Below are 15,489 nucleotides of genomic sequence, written 5' to 3'. Positions count from 1 at the left end.
AAGGATACGCCTTATCCCGGCGCGGCCGCCGCGCCCCAAAAGCCCTGACGCGGCTTCGACACAAGATCACGAGGCCCTCCGTCGTCCGGCGGGGGGCCTCCCTTTATTTACTTACCGCAAAACCGTACGGAACGCCCTTGCGTACAGATCTCCGGGCGGCGACGCTCCCCGCAACGCAGCGTTTCCAGACAGCCACGAGCGTTTCTCATGTACCTGTTGCGCCATGCGCCAGCTACGTACGGGCACGTCTCTGATGTTTTGCGGATGCGCGGCCGTCGTTTCAGCTCCGCCCACCGCGCTCGGAGACCGCCCCCCGGCCCCAGCAGGCCAACAAGAGGAGGAGCAGCCCGGACGCCGCCACATAGGCAGCATCCATGCTCAACCAGTCCTGCAGGGCATAGGCGAGCACCGGGCCGACGGCAGAACCGCAATCCGCAATGAACGTATATGAAGAAAGCGTCAGGGTGGGGTGTCCATGCTGCACGGCCGTATCCGAGGCCGCCGCGTCCGCCAGTGTGGAAAGGCCGGTGGCACAGGCCTGCGAAAGCAGCAGCAGGGCCAGCCAGCAGGGGACGGGCAACGGCAGGGCCACAAGCGCCAGCGACGATGCGGCAAGGATCAGGCAGACACGCAGCACCGGCGCACGTCCGCGCGGCCCGTCCGAAAGACGGCCGAACCACGGCGCAAGCCAGGGCTCCCAGCCCCAGCGCAGGGCCTGCAGCAGGCCCGCCAGCGTGGCGCAGCCCATGACGAGGCTCCCGGAAAGGGGCAGATCCCCCACATGCAGGGCGACCATACGGCTCAGGCTGGCGGCGTAAATGCCCTGAAAGACCAGCGTCACCAGAAAGCCCGTGGCAAAGATGCGCCGCATGGCGGGCAGGCGCAGATGGCGGCGCACCAGCAGGGTCCCGGCCTCGCGCCCTTGCGCTGCCGTGAGGCGGCCGTCCGCGGGCAGACAGAACAGGCCCGGAAGCAGGCCCAGCAGGGTCAGCAAACCGAACAGCAAGGCCACGGCGGAAAAGCCGAACAGATCCGCCAGCAGGCCGCCGCCCAACATGCCCGCCAGACTGCCCAGCCGGACGAGACCGTTATAACTGCCCATGAGGTAACCGCGATTTTCCTTGCTCGACGCCTCAGCCAGCGCGAAGAGCGCCCCCAGACGCAACAGCGTCCAGGCCAGCCCCCAGAGGCAGCGCAACAGCAGCCAGACGGCGAAGGATTGCGCCACTCCGTACAGCAACGTCGTGCCCGCGGCCAGCAGTACGGCCAGCAGCATACCCGTCCGACGGCTGATGCGGGCATAAAGACGGCGTACCAGCGGATTGAGCGGCAGACGGACCAGACGATTGACGGCAAGGAGCACCCCCACCTGCCAGAGCGCATCCAGTCCGCACTGCTGCCAGCACAGCGGCAGGGCGATGTACAACATGGTGTCCCCGATGAGACAAAAGGCCGTGATGGCCGCCATGATGCGCGCGAGCCGCAGGGCCTGCGGCGGGCAACTTGCCGCCGGGATAGACGCTGGCGAACGGGACGACATGGCGCGGGGCGGGAGGTTCAGCCCTCATGCCGGGCCAGCGAGGCCAGCGCCAGCCGGGCCAGCAGTTCGACGCCGCGCGGCAGGACGCTCTCATCGAAGGTGAATCGCGGCGTATGATGTCCCGACGGCCTGTCCGCGCCAAGCTGGAGATACACGGCCTGTCCGCCGTCTTCCTCCACCTTGTTCATGAACCAGCAGCAGTCTTCCGAGGCCCTGAATTCCGCACTTGGCAAGATCCGCGTGAAACCGCCCATCTCCTCCGCCACACGCCCCACAAGAGCCGTCAGTTCGGGATGGGAGGACGCGCCGGGACAGTAGCTCTGACAGAGCAGACGCGCGGTACAGCCGTGCATACGCGCCGCCCCCTGCACCATGCGGCGCACCTCCGCCATCATGAACCCATTGATGTCGCTGTTCTCTCCGCGCGTCTCTCCCCGGAACCAGGCATGGGCGGGTATGGCGTTGGGAGCTTCGCCGCCGCGCATCTCCCCCACGTTGATGCGGGAAGCCCCCTCCCCGTGGCGGGCGATGCCCAGCAGGGCCGTACACGCCGTGCAGGCGGCAAGCAGGGCATTGCGGCCCTCCTGCGGCGCAAGCCCGGCGTGCGCGGCGCGTCCGTCGAAAAACACCTCGAAATTGGTGGTGGCCAGAAAATGCGTGGTACCGCAGACCAGCGTCCCGCTGTCTCCGGCCTGCATACTCAGATGGAGGCCGAACAGACGGGAGACGCCGTCCACCGCCCCGGCGGCCACCATGCCGGGCGCGCCTTCGCCCTCTTCTTCGGCGGGCTGGAAGATAAGACGGATCCGCCCCCGGAAACGCGCTTCCAGTTCGGGCCGCATGGCCGCCAGCAGACGCGCCAGCCCCAGCCCGATGGCCACATGCCCGTCATGCCCGCAGGCGTGCATGGCGTCATCCCGGCAAGAGGCGAAGCCTTCCGCCGCGGGCGCATGATCCGCCTCCCGGCATTCGCGGATACCGGCGTTGGCATCCATATCGAAGCGAAAGGCGATTAGGGGGCCTTCATCGTCATCGCCGCCGTCCGCATCCGCGGGCGCGCCCAGCCGCAGGTCACCCCAGAGGCCGGTCAGCCCGTCGGGCATACGCTCCAGCCAGCGCGCCGCCGTGCCCTGCGCCGCCGCGCGGGCCTGTTCGCCACGCACGGAGTCCGGGGACAGCCGCCTCGGCCGGGCCTGCGGCAACAGGGCCTCCTCCCCCACGCGTACGGCAAAGCCGCATTCCTCCAACGTCTGCGCCGCCAGCGCCGCTGTCCGGTACTCTGCCCAGGCAGGTTCGGGATGGCGGTGCAGATCGCGGCGTACGCGCACAAGCCATGCGCCATCCTCCTGTGCCAGTCCATGCAGGCGTCGTTCCAGCTCGTCCATGTATCCCCCCTGAGGCCCGGCATTTGCCAAGCCGGCTCGCGCAGGGTACTATTGAAGCGCCGTCCGGCGCAAGCCGTCCGGGCAGGCCATGCGCGGCCGGGACGCTCGCCCTGCCCGCAGAACGAATGCGGCGCTTGCCGTCCAACCGACAGGGATGCCTCATGGTCACCTTCATCGCTTCCGTGGTCTTTGCCGTACTTGTGTCCTTTCTCTGTTCGCTGACCGAGGCGGCGCTCTATGCCGTGCCCTGGTCAGCCATCGAAAAAGCCCGCCGCGCGGGCCGTCCGGTGGGCGAACTGCTGTTTGCCATGCGCAGCGAGGTGGACAAGCCCATCGCCGTCATCCTGACCTGCAATACCATCGCCAACACCGCCGGCGCGGCCGTGGCCGGTTCGGCCTTCACCGCCGTGTTCGGTGACACCTGGCTGGCGCTCTTCGCCGCCCTCTTCACGGTGCTCATCCTCGCTTTCGGGGAGATCGTCCCCAAGACGCTGGGCGTGGCCTACGCCTCGCCCATCATGGAAGTGCTGGCCCGCCCGCTGGCTCTGGCCATCAAGCTGCTGACCCCGCTGCTCTGGCTGACCACCCTGCTGACCCGCCTGCTGACGCCTGCCGCCAAGGGGCCCGACATCTCCGAGGACGACATCCGCGCCGTGACCAGCCTCTCGCGGGAAGCCGGACAGATCCAGCCCTATGAGGAAAAATTCATCCGCAATGTGCTGGCGCTGGACCAGAAGCGCGTCCACGAGATCATGACCCCGCGCACCGTGATCTTTTCCCTGCCGGATGACTGCACGGTGGAAGAAGCCTACAACAACCCCCAGACCTGGCACACCAGCCGTATCCCCGTCTGGGGCGAGGACAACGAGGATCTGGTCGGCCTCGTGGAACGCCGCCTGCTGGGCCTGGCCATGCGCAGCGGCAAGGGCGCGCAACCCCTGTCCTCCATCATGCAGCCCCTGCACTTCATCCTGGAGAACCAGACGCTGGACGTGCTGCTGCGGGAACTGCTCGCCGCCCACGTGCATCTGTTCGCCGTACTCGACGAATACGGCGGTCTTGCCGGGGTCGTGACGCTGGAGGACGTGATGGAGGAGATCCTCGGCAGCGAGATCATCGACGAGAGCGACAGCGTGGACGATCTGCGCGAGATGGCCCGCAAGCGCCGCGCCAGTCTGGCCGGTCGCGCTGTGGAGACCGGAGCCGCCCCCGCTTCGGGAGCGCCCGCCCCGGCGGCGGACAGCCTGGACGACCGGAGCGGACCGGCGGGACAAGCCGAAGAGTGTGCGCCCAATCACAAGGATTCATAAGGATTGCCAGCCCTAACGAGAGCAATTCCTACTTGCCAAATGGACAGCGTCATGCTATGTAATGCACGCTTTTTCCTTTTCCTGTGAGGTATACATGGCCCGCAAGAATTCCACAGCCATCTACGTAGTGGCCGGTCTGCTCTTCCTGGGTGGTCTCGGCGCGCTCGTGTATTCGGGATTTTCCGAAAACAGCATCTATTTCCTCAATGTTTCCGAGGCCAAGGCCGCCACGGTCGAAAATCTGAACGCGGCGCGGCTTTTCGGCACGGTCGCCCCGGAGGGCATCAGTTCGCCGCAGGACGGACCGGGCGTCTCCTTCCTCCTGCAGGACAAGGACGATCCCCGGCAGACCATGCCCGTGAACTTCCGGGGCATCGTGCCCGACAACTTCAAGGCCGGGGCAGAGGTCATCGTGGAAGGCCGGATGAATCCCGACAAGAGTTTTTCGGCCAAGATCCTCATGACCCAGTGCCCGTCCAAGTACCAGAAGGAAAATCGCAAGACCTAGAGCGCTTTGCCGGTGAAAAAGGCAAAACGCGAGGCGGCGGACCAGGCCGCCCGGCCGGGAGTGAGCGGAAAAACGCAGTTATCCCGCGAAACGAGGGGCCGAATGGTTTGTAACGTGAAGCCTTTCAAACTGAAGTTGCGCTGGTTGACGGCCGGGCCTTTCCGACGGCCATCCTTTCGCCGCGTCGTCCCGAAGGGCCGCGCGGAGGGAGGACGCTTCCCGGCCTGCATGTCGTCATGGCCTGTCGCTGTCCGGCCCGTACGGGCAGGCGACATGGCGGTCTGTGCCTGCCGGGGCCTCCCTTTTCCGGCCTGACGCGGTACGGCGTCCGGCTGTTCCACTGACTCTCAAAGGATTCGCATGTACTTTTTCGCCTTCGCCCTCCTGCTCCTGACCCTGCTGCTGGCTGTCGGCGGCGGGATACTTGCCCTGCTCCAGCTCTGGCGGCCGCAGGAAAGCCCCACCCTGCCGCTGGTGGAGAAAGTCCACTGGGGCGTGACCCTCTGTCTGCTCGTGGCTTCGGCCTGTCTGCTGCACGGGCTTTACTGGCAGGACTATTCCCTGAAATACGTGGCCGACTACACGGACGACGTGCTCCCGCTCTTCTATCGCCTCACGGCCTTCTGGGCCGGGCAGCCCGGTTCCATGCTCTTCTGGGCGCTGGCGGTGGGGGCCATGGGGACGATCTTCGCCTGTACCGACGGCTATCGCCGCCTGAAAGAGACCACGCGCCTCTGGTTCTGGGTGTTCTTCCTGATCATCATGGCCTTTTTCAGCCTGCTGCTCTGCGTCTGGAACAATCCCTTCATCATGCTGGACCCCGCCCCGGCGGACGGCAACGGTCTGAATCCCCTGCTGCAGAATCCGGGCATGATCTTCCATCCGCCGCTGCTCTTCCTGGGATACGGCGGCTTTGCCGTCCCCACCTGTCTGGCGCTGGCGCAGGCGCTTTCCCGCCAGCCGGACGAAACACGCTGGTTCGACCTGACCCGTGCCATCACTCTGCTGGCCTGGGCCTTCCTGACGGCGGGCATCGTGCTCGGCATGTGGTGGGCCTACATGGAACTGGGCTGGGGCGGCTACTGGGCCTGGGACCCGGTGGAGAACGCCTCGCTCATCCCCTGGCTGGTGGGTACGGCCGCCCTGCATACGGCCATCATCGAGAAGCGTCGCGGTCGCCTGACCCGCTTCAACGTGCTGCTCATGGGCCTGACCACCCTGACGACCTTTTTCGCCACCTTCCTGGTGCGCGGCGGCATCATCGAATCCGTCCACGCCTTCGGCAGCGGCAGCGTCGGCTTCCCGCTGGGCATCTTCGTGACGGCGGGGCTCGTGATCATCATCGGCGTGACCATCCTGTCCCCGGCGGGACGGAGCGCCGGAGCCTCCTCCGGCGCGGACAAAACGGATGCTCCCCGTACCAGCAGCCTTATCCCCGCCGAAGATACCCTGGTGGCTGTGGCCGCCCTGCTGCTGGCCATGGGATTCATCATCCTCAATGCGACCATGTGGCCGGTGACGAGCGCCCTGTTCCTCTCCGCCAGCATGGGGCTGGAAGCCTCCTTCTATAATCGCGTGATCCTGCCGCTCTGCGCCGTGATGCTGCTGCTCCTGGCCTACTGCCCCTGGCTGACCCTGAACAGCCGCTCCCGCTGCATCGGCCTGCTCAGCGCGGCGGGTAGCGCCGCCGTCCTCTGGTTGCTGGGCTATCAGAATGTGGTCGCCCTGCTGACCACGGCGGGCGTGGCGGGCTTTCTGGTCGCCCTGCTGCTGCGCGTGATCTCCACCCCGGTGCGGCAGCTCCCCCGCTGGGCGGGCGGCCTGGGCCTGCACCTCGGCCTGGCCCTCATGGCGCTGGGCATCGCCTTCTCCGGCCCGTACAAGCAGGAAGCGGATCATGCCTTTGCCCCCGGCGACAGCCTGACCATCGGAGACGTGACCGTCACCCTCAAGAACCTCTTTGAAGGCTCGCAGCCCGGCTACCATTTCCTGGAAGCCCAGCTCGAAGTCCGCCGGGCGGACACGGTGATCGGAGAACTGACGCCTCAACGGCGCATCTATGACAAGTTCGGCTCCATGCAGTTCACGGAAGTGGACGTCATCCCCGGTCTGGGCAATGAGGTCTATGCGTCTCTGCTGGGGCTGGATCAGGAAGGCCGGGCCTATGTCAAGGTCAGCCTGGAACCGCTGGTCAACTGGATCTGGATCGGCGGCACGCTGCTCTGCCTCTTCCCGCTGCTCATGCTGCGCCGCCGTCCGCAGGCGCGCCGTAAGGACGGCGAGAACGGCGGCGGACGCTGAGACGAAGCCGCGCACAGGCTAGTGTCATGCTGCATCTGGAGCATCTTGCCAAGGTCTACGGGGACAGGGTCGTCCTGCGGGACGTGAACGTCTCCTTTGCCGCGGGCAGCGTCAGTCTGCTGGCCGGGAACAACGGCGCGGGCAAGAGTACCCTGCTCCGTATCGTGGCCGGGCTTGCCCGGCCCACCTCCGGTACGGTGCGCTTTACGGGAACGGCCCCTGTGACCGCCTATCTGGGACACGCCACCTTCCTGTACCCCGGCTTGAGCGCGCTGGAGAACCTCGCCTTCTGGAACGGCGTGCACGGGCTGCAAAGATCCCGTCAGGAACTGCTCGCGCTGCTGGAACACGTCGGCTTGGCCGCCCATGCGCATGAACGGGCTGGGATCTTCTCGCGCGGCATGGCCCAGCGGCTGAATCTGGCGCGGGTGCTCATGCTGCGGGCGGATCTGCTGTTGCTGGACGAGCCGGGCACCGGTCTGGACGCCGCTTCGCTGGCCCTGCTGCGGCAGGAGATAGGGAACGCGCGCCAGCGGGGCGCGGCCGTCATCATCGTGAGCCATGACCTGCAAGGCGACGCGCCGCTGGCCGACCGCGTCCTGCGCCTGCACAAGGGGCGGCTCGCGGAAGAAGGCCCGACCTCCGGCACGACCGCAGCGGCGGACGTTCCCGCCCCGATGGAGGCTGGATGCTGAAGCTCGCGCTGCGCGTGATGCGCAAGGATCTGCTGCTGACCCTCGGACGGGGCAGTGGTCTGGTACAGGGCCTGCTGCTGGGCCTGTTGCTGCTCTTCGTCTTCAGCCTTTCGCAGGGCGTGGGCGAGCGCATGAGCCCGCAGGGCGCGGCGGCGGTCTTTTGGTTGAGCGCGCTCTTCTGTCAGGTGCTCATCTTCAACGGGCTCTATGCGCTGGAAGAAGTCAACGCCGCCCGACTCGGACTGCTGCTCAGTCCCGCGCCCGTACAAGGCGTCTGGCTGGGCAAGGGCCTTGCCGGACTGCTGCTGCTCCTGCTGGCGCAGGCCATCTTCCTGCCCGCCGCGGTGGTCTTTCTGGGACAGGAACTGGGCGGCCCGCTGGCGGCGGGCCTGCTGGCCCTGCTGCTGGTGGACGTGGGCATCTGCGCGCTGGGCTCCCTGCTGGGCGCGCTGGCTCAGGGAGGCGGTTCGCGGGAGTCTCTGCTGAGCATCCTCCTCTTCCCGCTGCTGATCCCGCTGCTGCTGGCGGGCATCCGGGTGGGGGCGCTCTGCTTCGGACTGGAAAGCCCGGACGGGCCGAACGACTGGCTGCAACTGGCGGCGGCCTTTGACGCCGTTTTTCTGGCCGCGGGGCTGCTGCTCTTCGGCTTCATGTACGCAGGAGACGAATGATGAACGCATCCCGCGCCCCGTTTTCCGCCCTGCCTCAGGGGCTGGCCCTGTTCGGCGCGCTGGCCTTTGCCGCCTGTCAGGGACTTATCTATCTTTATGCGCCGGTGGAGGCCCAGCTGGGCCTCATGCAGAAAGTCTTTTACGTCCATCTGCCGCTGGCCTGGTGGGCGCTGATCAGCTTTTTCGTGGTCTTTCTGGCCTCGGTGGCGGTCCTGCTGCGCGCCAGCGACGCGGCTGACCGTCTGTGCCGGGCCGCCGCCGAGGTCGGCGTGGTGCTGACCACGCTCACTCTGGCCACAGGCATGATCTGGGCGCGCCGTTCCTGGGGCGTCTGGTGGACTTGGGACCCCCGCCTGACCACGGCCCTCATCATGTGGTTCGTCTATGCGGGCTACCTGCTGCTGCGCGGTCTGGATCTGCCGCCGCGCCGCAAGAGCGTCATCTGTGCCGTCGTGGGTATCGTGGCCTTTCTGGACGTGCCGCTGGTCTTCCTGTCGGCACGGCTCTGGCGCTCCATCCATCCGGCGGTCTTTGCCGCCAAGGGCGGCGGCATGGAGCCGGAAATGAAGCTGACGGCCATCGCCTGTGTGGTCAGCTTCGCCTTTTTCTGGGCCGGTCTCATCTGGCTGCGCAAGCGGCAGCTGGACATGGAGACGCGCGTCCGGGCGCTGCTGCTGGCGCGGCAGGGCGCCGACGAGGACGAGGCATAAGCCCGGCGGCGGGGCCGTTGCCCGCCGTCTCCCCCAAACACGCATAACTTGCGGGAGCCTTTCCCGCCGGAGTGACACATGGATCATATCTACTGGCTGTTGGCGGCCAATGTCGCCGTGTGGTGCGGCCTCGGGATCTACCTCCTTTTCCTCGGACAACGGCAGCGCAGCCTTGCCGCCCGTCTTGTCCAACTGGAGAGCCTGCGCCATGAAGACTAACCAAAACGACAGCCTGAACGGCTCGCCGGTCAGCCTGGACAAGGACAAACAGGATCTTGGCGGCACGAGGCCCGCCTCCGCATCCGGTCCTCACCGCCTGCTCATGCTGGCCCTGCTGGCCGGGTTGCTGGTCATGCTGGGGACGGCCGTCTGGCAGCGTTTCAGCGAACCGGAGCTGGTGCAGCAGGTGGCCCATGTCTCGGCGCAGCACTCGCAGGAAGAGATGTCCGCCGTGGGGCGGCTGATGGAACAGGTCTCCCAAAACCCCACGGACATGGACGGCCTGCTGTCCCTCGTCAATGCGCTGGTCAAGATGGAGAACTGGGAAGCCGCCGAAAACTTCGCCCGGCGCGCCATCGAGCTGGACGGCAAGGATCCGCGCCCCCTGCATCTGCTGGGTGTCATCCAGCATAATACCGGCCGTCATGCCGATGCCGCCCGGACGCTGGAAGGCGTCATCGCCCTGCGGGACGACCCCTCGGTCCGCTACAGCCTCGGCGTGCTCTACATCTATTATCTCAATGACAAGGAACGCGGGCTCGCCCAGCTGCGGGCCGGTCTTGCCCTCCCCGGCATCAGCGATAGCCTGAAAAAACATATCCAGTCCGAACTGGACAAGGGCGAACAGAAAGCCTCCGCCGGAGACGCGGCGAACGGACAACAGTAAACGCTCCCCTACCTGACCTCAGCGGCGGCCATGCTCTTCCTCAACGGACAGCATGGCCGCCGTTATTTTTTACGGTCCGTTCCCCGCGCATCAGGCAACGCGGTCCACAGCCCCGCAGCGGCGACCGCGCTCCGCGCAAAAAATCTTTTCCACAGCACTTGACGCGACAGCAGGGAGGATTATCTCTTTTTCAACAAGATTTCCATAGGAGGTCAACATATGAATCTCGTTCGTTTCCAGCCCCGTCAGGGATATAATACCCCCGCCCGTGAAGAAGCCAGCCATGCGTATCAGCCGCTGAGCCGCCTGCACAACGACATCGACCGTCTCTTCCAGGGCTTTTTCGGAGATTTCCCCACGCCCTTCGGCGGTCTGCGCGACATGTTCAGCGCCATGCCGGACTTTCTGCCCAGCCTCGATCTGAAGAGCGATCCCGCCGCCTATACCCTGAGTCTTGAGCTGCCCGGCGTCGCGCCGGAAGAGGTGAAGGTGGAACTCAACAACGGCATGTTGAGCATCTCCGGCGAAAAGAAGCCCGAAGAAAGCGGCAAGGAAGCCAACCAGCATGTGCAGGAACGTTGTTACGGTTCTTTCAGCCGCAGCATGAGCCTGCCGGAGGATGCCGACGTGGAACACATCAGCGCCACCCACAAGGACGGCGTGCTGACTATCCGCATCCCCCGCAAGGCGCCGGAAAAACCGCAAAGCCGTGCCATTACGGTAAACCGCGGCTAGCTTAGCCCTCTTTCCCCTGAACAGACACGAAGGCGGACAGGGATCTCCCTGCCCGCCTTCCCTGTTCCACAGCGTCTCTCCCCGCGCTCCTCAGATATCCGCATCCGACGGGAGACGATCCCGCCGCAGGGCCATGAGCCCCCAGGCCGCCTGTCCCAGCGAAAGGCCCCCGTCGCCGGGCGGCAGTTCCAGCGGCAACAACGGTCGCAGATCCCGCGCCCGCAGGTCCCGCACGAGCACACGCGCCAACAACAGGTTTTGCAGACAGCCACCGGCCAGCGCCACCGTACGGGCTCCCGTGGCTTCGGCGGCCCGTGCGGCCAGCAATGCCAGTCCCCCGGACAGCCGTTCATGGAAGCGCCGCGCCGCCGTCGCCGCGCCGTAGCGTCCGGCGTCCCGCTGCACGGCTGCGAACAGGACCGACGCATCCAGCTGCCAGGTCGCGCCTTCGGCCTGCGGCGACCGCAACAGCGCCTCCGGCGCAGCGTCCCCCGCCTCAAGCGGCCGGGCATCCAGACGACGGGCAAGCGTCTCCAGCCGGATGGCGGCCTGCCCCTCATAGCTCGTGACCAGACAGAGCCCCAACTCCGCGGAGACCGCATCGAAAAGCCGTCCGCAACTGCTGGTCAAAGGACAATTGACGCCCCGGCGCAACATCTCCCGCAGGAACGGGGCCTGCTGCCGGGCTGTCCCACAGGCTGCGGTCAGCATGGTATCGGCTCCCCACACCTCGACCGGCGGACGTTCGGTCTCGGTCCAGCTTGCGGGCAGATCCGCCTGCCCCAGCGCCTCCCGCAGCGCGAGCGCAAGCCGCCACGGCTCGCGGATGGCCGCCTCCCCGCCGGGCAGGGCAAAGGGCGAAAGCTGTCCCCAGCGTCGCCAGCGTAATTCCCCCAATTCCATGAACAGCAGTTCCCCGCCCCAGATGCTGCCGTCCGTCCCCAGCCCCGTGCCGTCCAGACAGAGCGCCAGCGCGCCGTCCAGATGCCCGTGTTCGGCCAGTACGGCCGCGGCATGAGCGGCATGGTGCTGCAAACGCAGCAAAGGCATTCCCTCGGTACTGGCCCGCTCTCGCGCCCAGCGCGAAGAAAGGAGATCCGGGTGCAGATCGCAGACGAGCAGCTCCGGGCGCACTTCCAGCAGACGCTCCAGATGCGCGGAGGCCTCTTCATAAAAACGGGCCGTGGGCAGATTTTCCAGATCCCCGATATGCTGGCTCACAAAGGCGGCATTGCCGCGCGTAAGACAGAACGTGGCCTTGAGCTGCGCTCCTGTGCCGCAGACCGTGGGGGCCTGCGCGTCCGCAAAGGCCAGCGGTACGGGTCGCGGCACATAGCCCCGCGCCCGCCGGTGGAAGAAGGGAGCGGCCTCCCCCGCCTGTGCTCCGGGGAAGAGCGCGGTGACGCTGTCGTCCACACGGACGAGGATATCACGATCATGCAGCAGAAAGGCGTCCGCCTCATCACGCAGCCGGGCAAGGGCCTCGCGATTGCCGAGGCAAAGCGGTTCGCCGCGCGGATTGGCGGAGGTCATGACCAGCGCGGGCGGCAGGGAAGTTCCTCGCGCCAGCGCATCGAACAGCGCCACATGCAGCGGCGTATACGGCAGCATGATGCCCAGACTGTCCGTATCCGGGGCCAGCAGCGGCGAAAGGACGTCGCCTCCGGCTGTGCGGCGCAGCGGACAAAGCACGATGGGCTTTTCCGGTGAGGACAGCAGGGCCTCATGTTCCGGGGAAAGCAGGCAGCAGGCCCGTGCCGCGTCCAGATCCGGCAGCATCACGGCAAGCGCCTTGTGCGGACGGCTCTTGCGCTGCCGCAGACGCGCCACGGCCTCGTCCCGCCGGGCATCGCAAGCCAGCTGGAAACCGCCCAGCCCCTTGAGCGCCAATATGCCTCCTTCCCGCAAGACCGCAACCGCGCCCGCAATGGCTCCATCAGCCTGCGTATTTTCCCGCGCGGGCGGGGCGCTCCGCTCCGCCTCCTCCCTCCGTACCAGCCAGAGCCGGGGGCCGCAGACCGGACAGGCCACCGGCTGGGCATGGAAACGCCTGTCCAGAGGATCGGCGTATTCGGCGGCGCAACGCGGGCACAGCGGAAAACAGGCCATGCTGGTGGTGGCCCGGTCATAGGGGATGGAGCGGGTGATGGTGTAACGCGGGCCGCAATTGGTGCAATTGGTGAAGGCGTAGCCGTAACGAGCATCGGCGGGATCCCGCATCTCCCGCAGGCAGTCCGCGCAGATGCCCACATCCGGGCTGATCAGTACGCTGTGTCCGCTCCGCCCCGTGCTCTGCACGATGCGGAAGGCCGCTCCGCGCAGGGCCTTGTCCACGGGCAGATCCGTCCGTTCCAGCCGGGTCAGCCGGGCCAGCGGCGGCAGTTCTGCGGGCAGACGCCGCAAAAAGCGCTCCACCGCGACGACCGGCCCCTGAAGCTCGATGCATACGCCTTCCGACGTATTGCCGACCTGCCCGGCCAGCCCTTCCTCAACGGCCAGACGGTAGACGAAGGGCCGAAAGCCCACGCCCTGCACCTGTCCGCCCACGCGACAGCGGCAATGGATTTCCTCTTGAACGATCATGCGCCGAGTCTAGCATACAGCCGGCACAATGCCCAGCTCCGCCGCCCGCTTCGCCTGCCGGGACACACTGTGCATCCACCTCCGTTCGCCTTTCTCCATGACGAAATGCTCTCCGACCTCGACGCGGGAAAGCTCGCTCCGGCCTGTAACGACGCAACGCGGCTAAAGCGCGCTGGGCAAAGCACGCGGTAAAGGGCGTCAACAGGCCCTAACCGCCGATGATATAACGCGAACGCTTGCCCAGAGCCTTCTTGAGGACGTACACGAGCCCCACGCACAGTCCCATCTCCACGATGGCCACCAGCAGGGACACCGGCACGAGGCTGCCCCAGAAGCCCAGCAACGCCGGGAACAGGAAAGGATCGCAGATGTTCTGCACGATGACATGCAGGAAGAAGAGCGGGAAGCTGTAGCGGGCCAGCAGATCCAGCAGGGAGCTCGGCGTGCGCTTGCGTTCCAGCAGCAGGATGGCGCACATGCCGATGGTGGTCTTCTGGAGGAAATAGGCCGTTTCCGTATTGGGGATAAAATCAAGATAGAAATTGATGAAGACAAGCGCTGTGGTGAGGATGGCGATATGCACGATGCTGCGGATATGCCGGATGATGAAATCCATGCACATCTCCCTGTTGCGGGCAAAGAAGATGCCCAGCAGGAAGACAGGCAGGAAGTAGCAGTAATTGCGGAAGAAAAAAAGCAGACCGCGCGGCACCATGAGCGGCAGGACGCAGAGCGGCACCAGCAGACGGGCCAGCAACGCATCATCCATGTGGAAGAACAGCGGACTGATGAGGAAAACGGTCAGGATGAAGGGGATGTACCAGTACGGCGTCAGACTGGCCGAGCCATACAGCAGGCACGTCAGCACGTCTTCCGCCGAAGTGAGGGGCATACCCTCGTTGATGAAGGCCGGGAATGTGCCGCCGCACCAGAAGATGCAGCTGCCGACAAGCAGCAGCAGGCAGGATATGATGAGATAGGGCGTCAGCACATTGCGTATCTTGGCCTTGTAGAAGGCCGGCACCGAAAACGGTTTCTTCCGGTTCACATACTCGAAGAGGTAGCCGGAGATGAAGATGAAATAAATGGTGCTGGAATGGAAGAACGTATCGCTGAGGGCGGTGATGAGCCGTTTTTCCGTCTCGAAGCCGTCAAGGAAGGGAGGCTCGTGCCATAAATGGGTCAGCATCACGGAAAGGATGGCAAAGGCCCGAAAATAATGGAAGGTCATATCATATTTCTTGTCGGTCATGCGGGGGCTTTCTCCTGACGGGGAGCAGAGCTGGCGCGCGGTTGCGCAGGGGGGAGCAACGTACGAGGGGGGATTTTCCCGCAGGTAGCAGAAAGTCCTCCGGGCGTAAAGGAAAAAACCGGCGCTCTCCCCGGGGGGGAAGGACCGTCCCCCGGCTTGCCTGAGGGAAGTCCCTTCTGCTATGCAGAAAGAAGACTCTCCCGCTGACGGGAGCCGCCATTTGCCCTTTTTTCGGGAGGAAAAGGAATGTCCGAGGACCGGCAGAAACAGCAGCAGGCCGCCCATACCGTAGGCGAACGGGTACGCTCCTTTCGGGAGGCGCGCGGCATCGACCGGGAAACGCTGGCCGCCGATGCCAGCCTGAGCGTGGAATTCGTGGAGCGGCTGGAGAACGGCGAAGTCTACCCGGCCATCGGCCCCATGCAGAAGGTCGCCCGCGCCCTCGGTCTGCGTCTGGGCACTTTTCTGGACGATCAGTTCACCCGGGACCCCATCATCAGCAACATCCACGATACCGGGTCGGATCCCTGTCTGCACACGGGCAGTATGCCCCGTCCGAGCTACATCTACCACGCGCTGGGCAAGGGCAAGAACGACCGCAACATGGAACCGTTCTGCATCGAGATCTATCCGGATGCCGAGAACGCCGTCCGCAAGACCAGTTCGCATCAGGGCGAGGAATTCGTCCTCGTGCTGGAGGGCGAGCTGCTCGTGGTCTATGGTCGGGAGACCCATATCCTCACGGCCGGGCAGACCATCTATTACAATTCCATCGTGCCCCACTATGTGGGCCCGGCCAATGACAAGCCGGTGCGCATCCTTGCCGTGACCTACAACCCCTAGGTGTTGTGTTCCGATAGGTTGTTCACCCTTTCCTCATTCGGTAAGTTGGAAGTTAGCAGACAAACCAACA

General features: G+C 65.5%; 14 protein-coding genes. 10 read left to right on the top strand and 4 right to left on the bottom strand.

The window, feature by feature from the left end; all coding sequences use genetic code 11:
* Positions 1–280: 280 nt before the first annotated feature.
* Both Q0K00_RS08715 and Q0K00_RS08710 read right to left on the bottom strand, forming a co-directional pair.
* Positions 281–1,540 (bottom strand): MFS transporter, encoded by a 1,260-nt coding sequence (locus Q0K00_RS08715; RefSeq protein WP_297228632.1) that lies wholly within the window; start codon positions 1,538–1,540, stop codon positions 281–283.
* A gap of 17 nt (positions 1,541–1,557) precedes the next feature.
* The gene (locus tag Q0K00_RS08710; protein WP_297228630.1) at positions 1,558–2,925 is read right to left on the bottom strand and encodes an amidohydrolase; all 1,368 of its coding nucleotides are present in this window, start codon (positions 2,923–2,925) and stop codon (positions 1,558–1,560) included.
* 161 nt (positions 2,926–3,086) lie between these two features.
* Here Q0K00_RS08710 and Q0K00_RS08705 point away from each other — a divergent pair, with 161 nt between their 5' ends.
* The 9 genes from Q0K00_RS08705 to Q0K00_RS08665 all read left to right on the top strand — a co-directional run bounded on the left by Q0K00_RS08705 (position 3,087) and on the right by Q0K00_RS08665 (position 10,741).
* Positions 3,087–4,235: a CNNM domain-containing protein gene (locus Q0K00_RS08705; RefSeq protein WP_297228627.1), complete on the top strand. Its 1,149-nt coding sequence runs from the start codon at positions 3,087–3,089 to the stop codon at positions 4,233–4,235.
* Positions 4,236–4,329: 94 nt separating this feature from the next.
* Positions 4,330–4,743, top strand: coding sequence for a cytochrome c maturation protein CcmE (locus Q0K00_RS08700; RefSeq protein WP_297228625.1), 414 nt, complete (start codon positions 4,330–4,332; stop codon positions 4,741–4,743).
* Positions 4,744–5,103: 360 nt separating this feature from the next.
* Entirely contained in the window at positions 5,104–7,044 is a 1,941-nt protein-coding gene (ccsA, locus tag Q0K00_RS08695) for a cytochrome c biogenesis protein CcsA (protein WP_297228623.1), read from the top strand.
* Positions 7,045–7,070: 26 nt separating this feature from the next.
* On the top strand, positions 7,071–7,739 hold the full coding sequence (gene ccmA, locus Q0K00_RS08690; protein ID WP_297228621.1) for a heme ABC exporter ATP-binding protein CcmA: 669 nt from the start codon (positions 7,071–7,073) through the stop codon (positions 7,737–7,739).
* Positions 7,733–8,410: a heme exporter protein CcmB gene (locus Q0K00_RS08685; protein ID WP_297228618.1), complete on the top strand. Its 678-nt coding sequence runs from the start codon at positions 7,733–7,735 to the stop codon at positions 8,408–8,410. Before ccmA ends, Q0K00_RS08685 begins: the two co-directional genes overlap by 7 nt.
* Positions 8,410–9,120 (top strand): cytochrome c biogenesis protein CcsA, encoded by a 711-nt coding sequence (ccsA, locus tag Q0K00_RS08680; protein ID WP_297228634.1) that lies wholly within the window; start codon positions 8,410–8,412, stop codon positions 9,118–9,120. Before Q0K00_RS08685 ends, ccsA (Q0K00_RS08680) begins: the two co-directional genes overlap by 1 nt.
* A 78-nt stretch (positions 9,121–9,198) precedes the next feature.
* Positions 9,199–9,339 carry a CcmD family protein gene (locus tag Q0K00_RS08675; RefSeq protein WP_297228616.1) on the top strand — a complete coding sequence of 47 codons (141 nt, stop codon included), beginning with the start codon at positions 9,199–9,201 and terminating at the stop codon, positions 9,337–9,339.
* Positions 9,329–10,006 (top strand): hypothetical protein, encoded by a 678-nt coding sequence (locus tag Q0K00_RS08670; protein ID WP_297228614.1) that lies wholly within the window; start codon positions 9,329–9,331, stop codon positions 10,004–10,006. The genes Q0K00_RS08675 and Q0K00_RS08670 overlap by 11 nt, the downstream gene beginning before the upstream one ends.
* Before the next feature lie 219 nt (positions 10,007–10,225).
* A complete protein-coding gene (locus tag Q0K00_RS08665; protein WP_297228612.1) occupies positions 10,226–10,741 on the top strand; it encodes an Hsp20/alpha crystallin family protein in 516 nt (171 codons plus the stop codon).
* Positions 10,742–10,831: 90 nt separating this feature from the next.
* On the opposite strand, the gene hypF is transcribed toward Q0K00_RS08665, so the two are convergent.
* Positions 10,832–13,324: a carbamoyltransferase HypF gene (hypF, locus tag Q0K00_RS08660; RefSeq protein WP_297228610.1), complete on the bottom strand. Its 2,493-nt coding sequence runs from the start codon at positions 13,322–13,324 to the stop codon at positions 10,832–10,834.
* Between the two features lie 208 nt (positions 13,325–13,532).
* Positions 13,533–14,576 carry an acyltransferase gene (locus tag Q0K00_RS08655; protein ID WP_297228608.1) on the bottom strand — a complete coding sequence of 348 codons (1,044 nt, stop codon included), beginning with the start codon at positions 14,574–14,576 and terminating at the stop codon, positions 13,533–13,535.
* Positions 14,577–14,822: 246 nt separating this feature from the next.
* Between Q0K00_RS08655 and Q0K00_RS08650 the strand changes: the two genes are divergently transcribed.
* A complete protein-coding gene (locus Q0K00_RS08650) occupies positions 14,823–15,419 on the top strand; it encodes a cupin domain-containing protein (protein WP_297228606.1) in 597 nt (198 codons plus the stop codon).
* Positions 15,420–15,489 lie beyond the last annotated feature (70 nt).

The organism is uncultured Desulfovibrio sp. (genome assembly GCF_944327235.1).
GTDB lineage: Bacteria > Desulfobacterota > Desulfovibrionia > Desulfovibrionales > Desulfovibrionaceae > Desulfovibrio.
The sequence above is the reverse complement of the archived record's forward strand: the minus strand, read 5'-3'. Positions and strand labels throughout refer to the sequence as shown.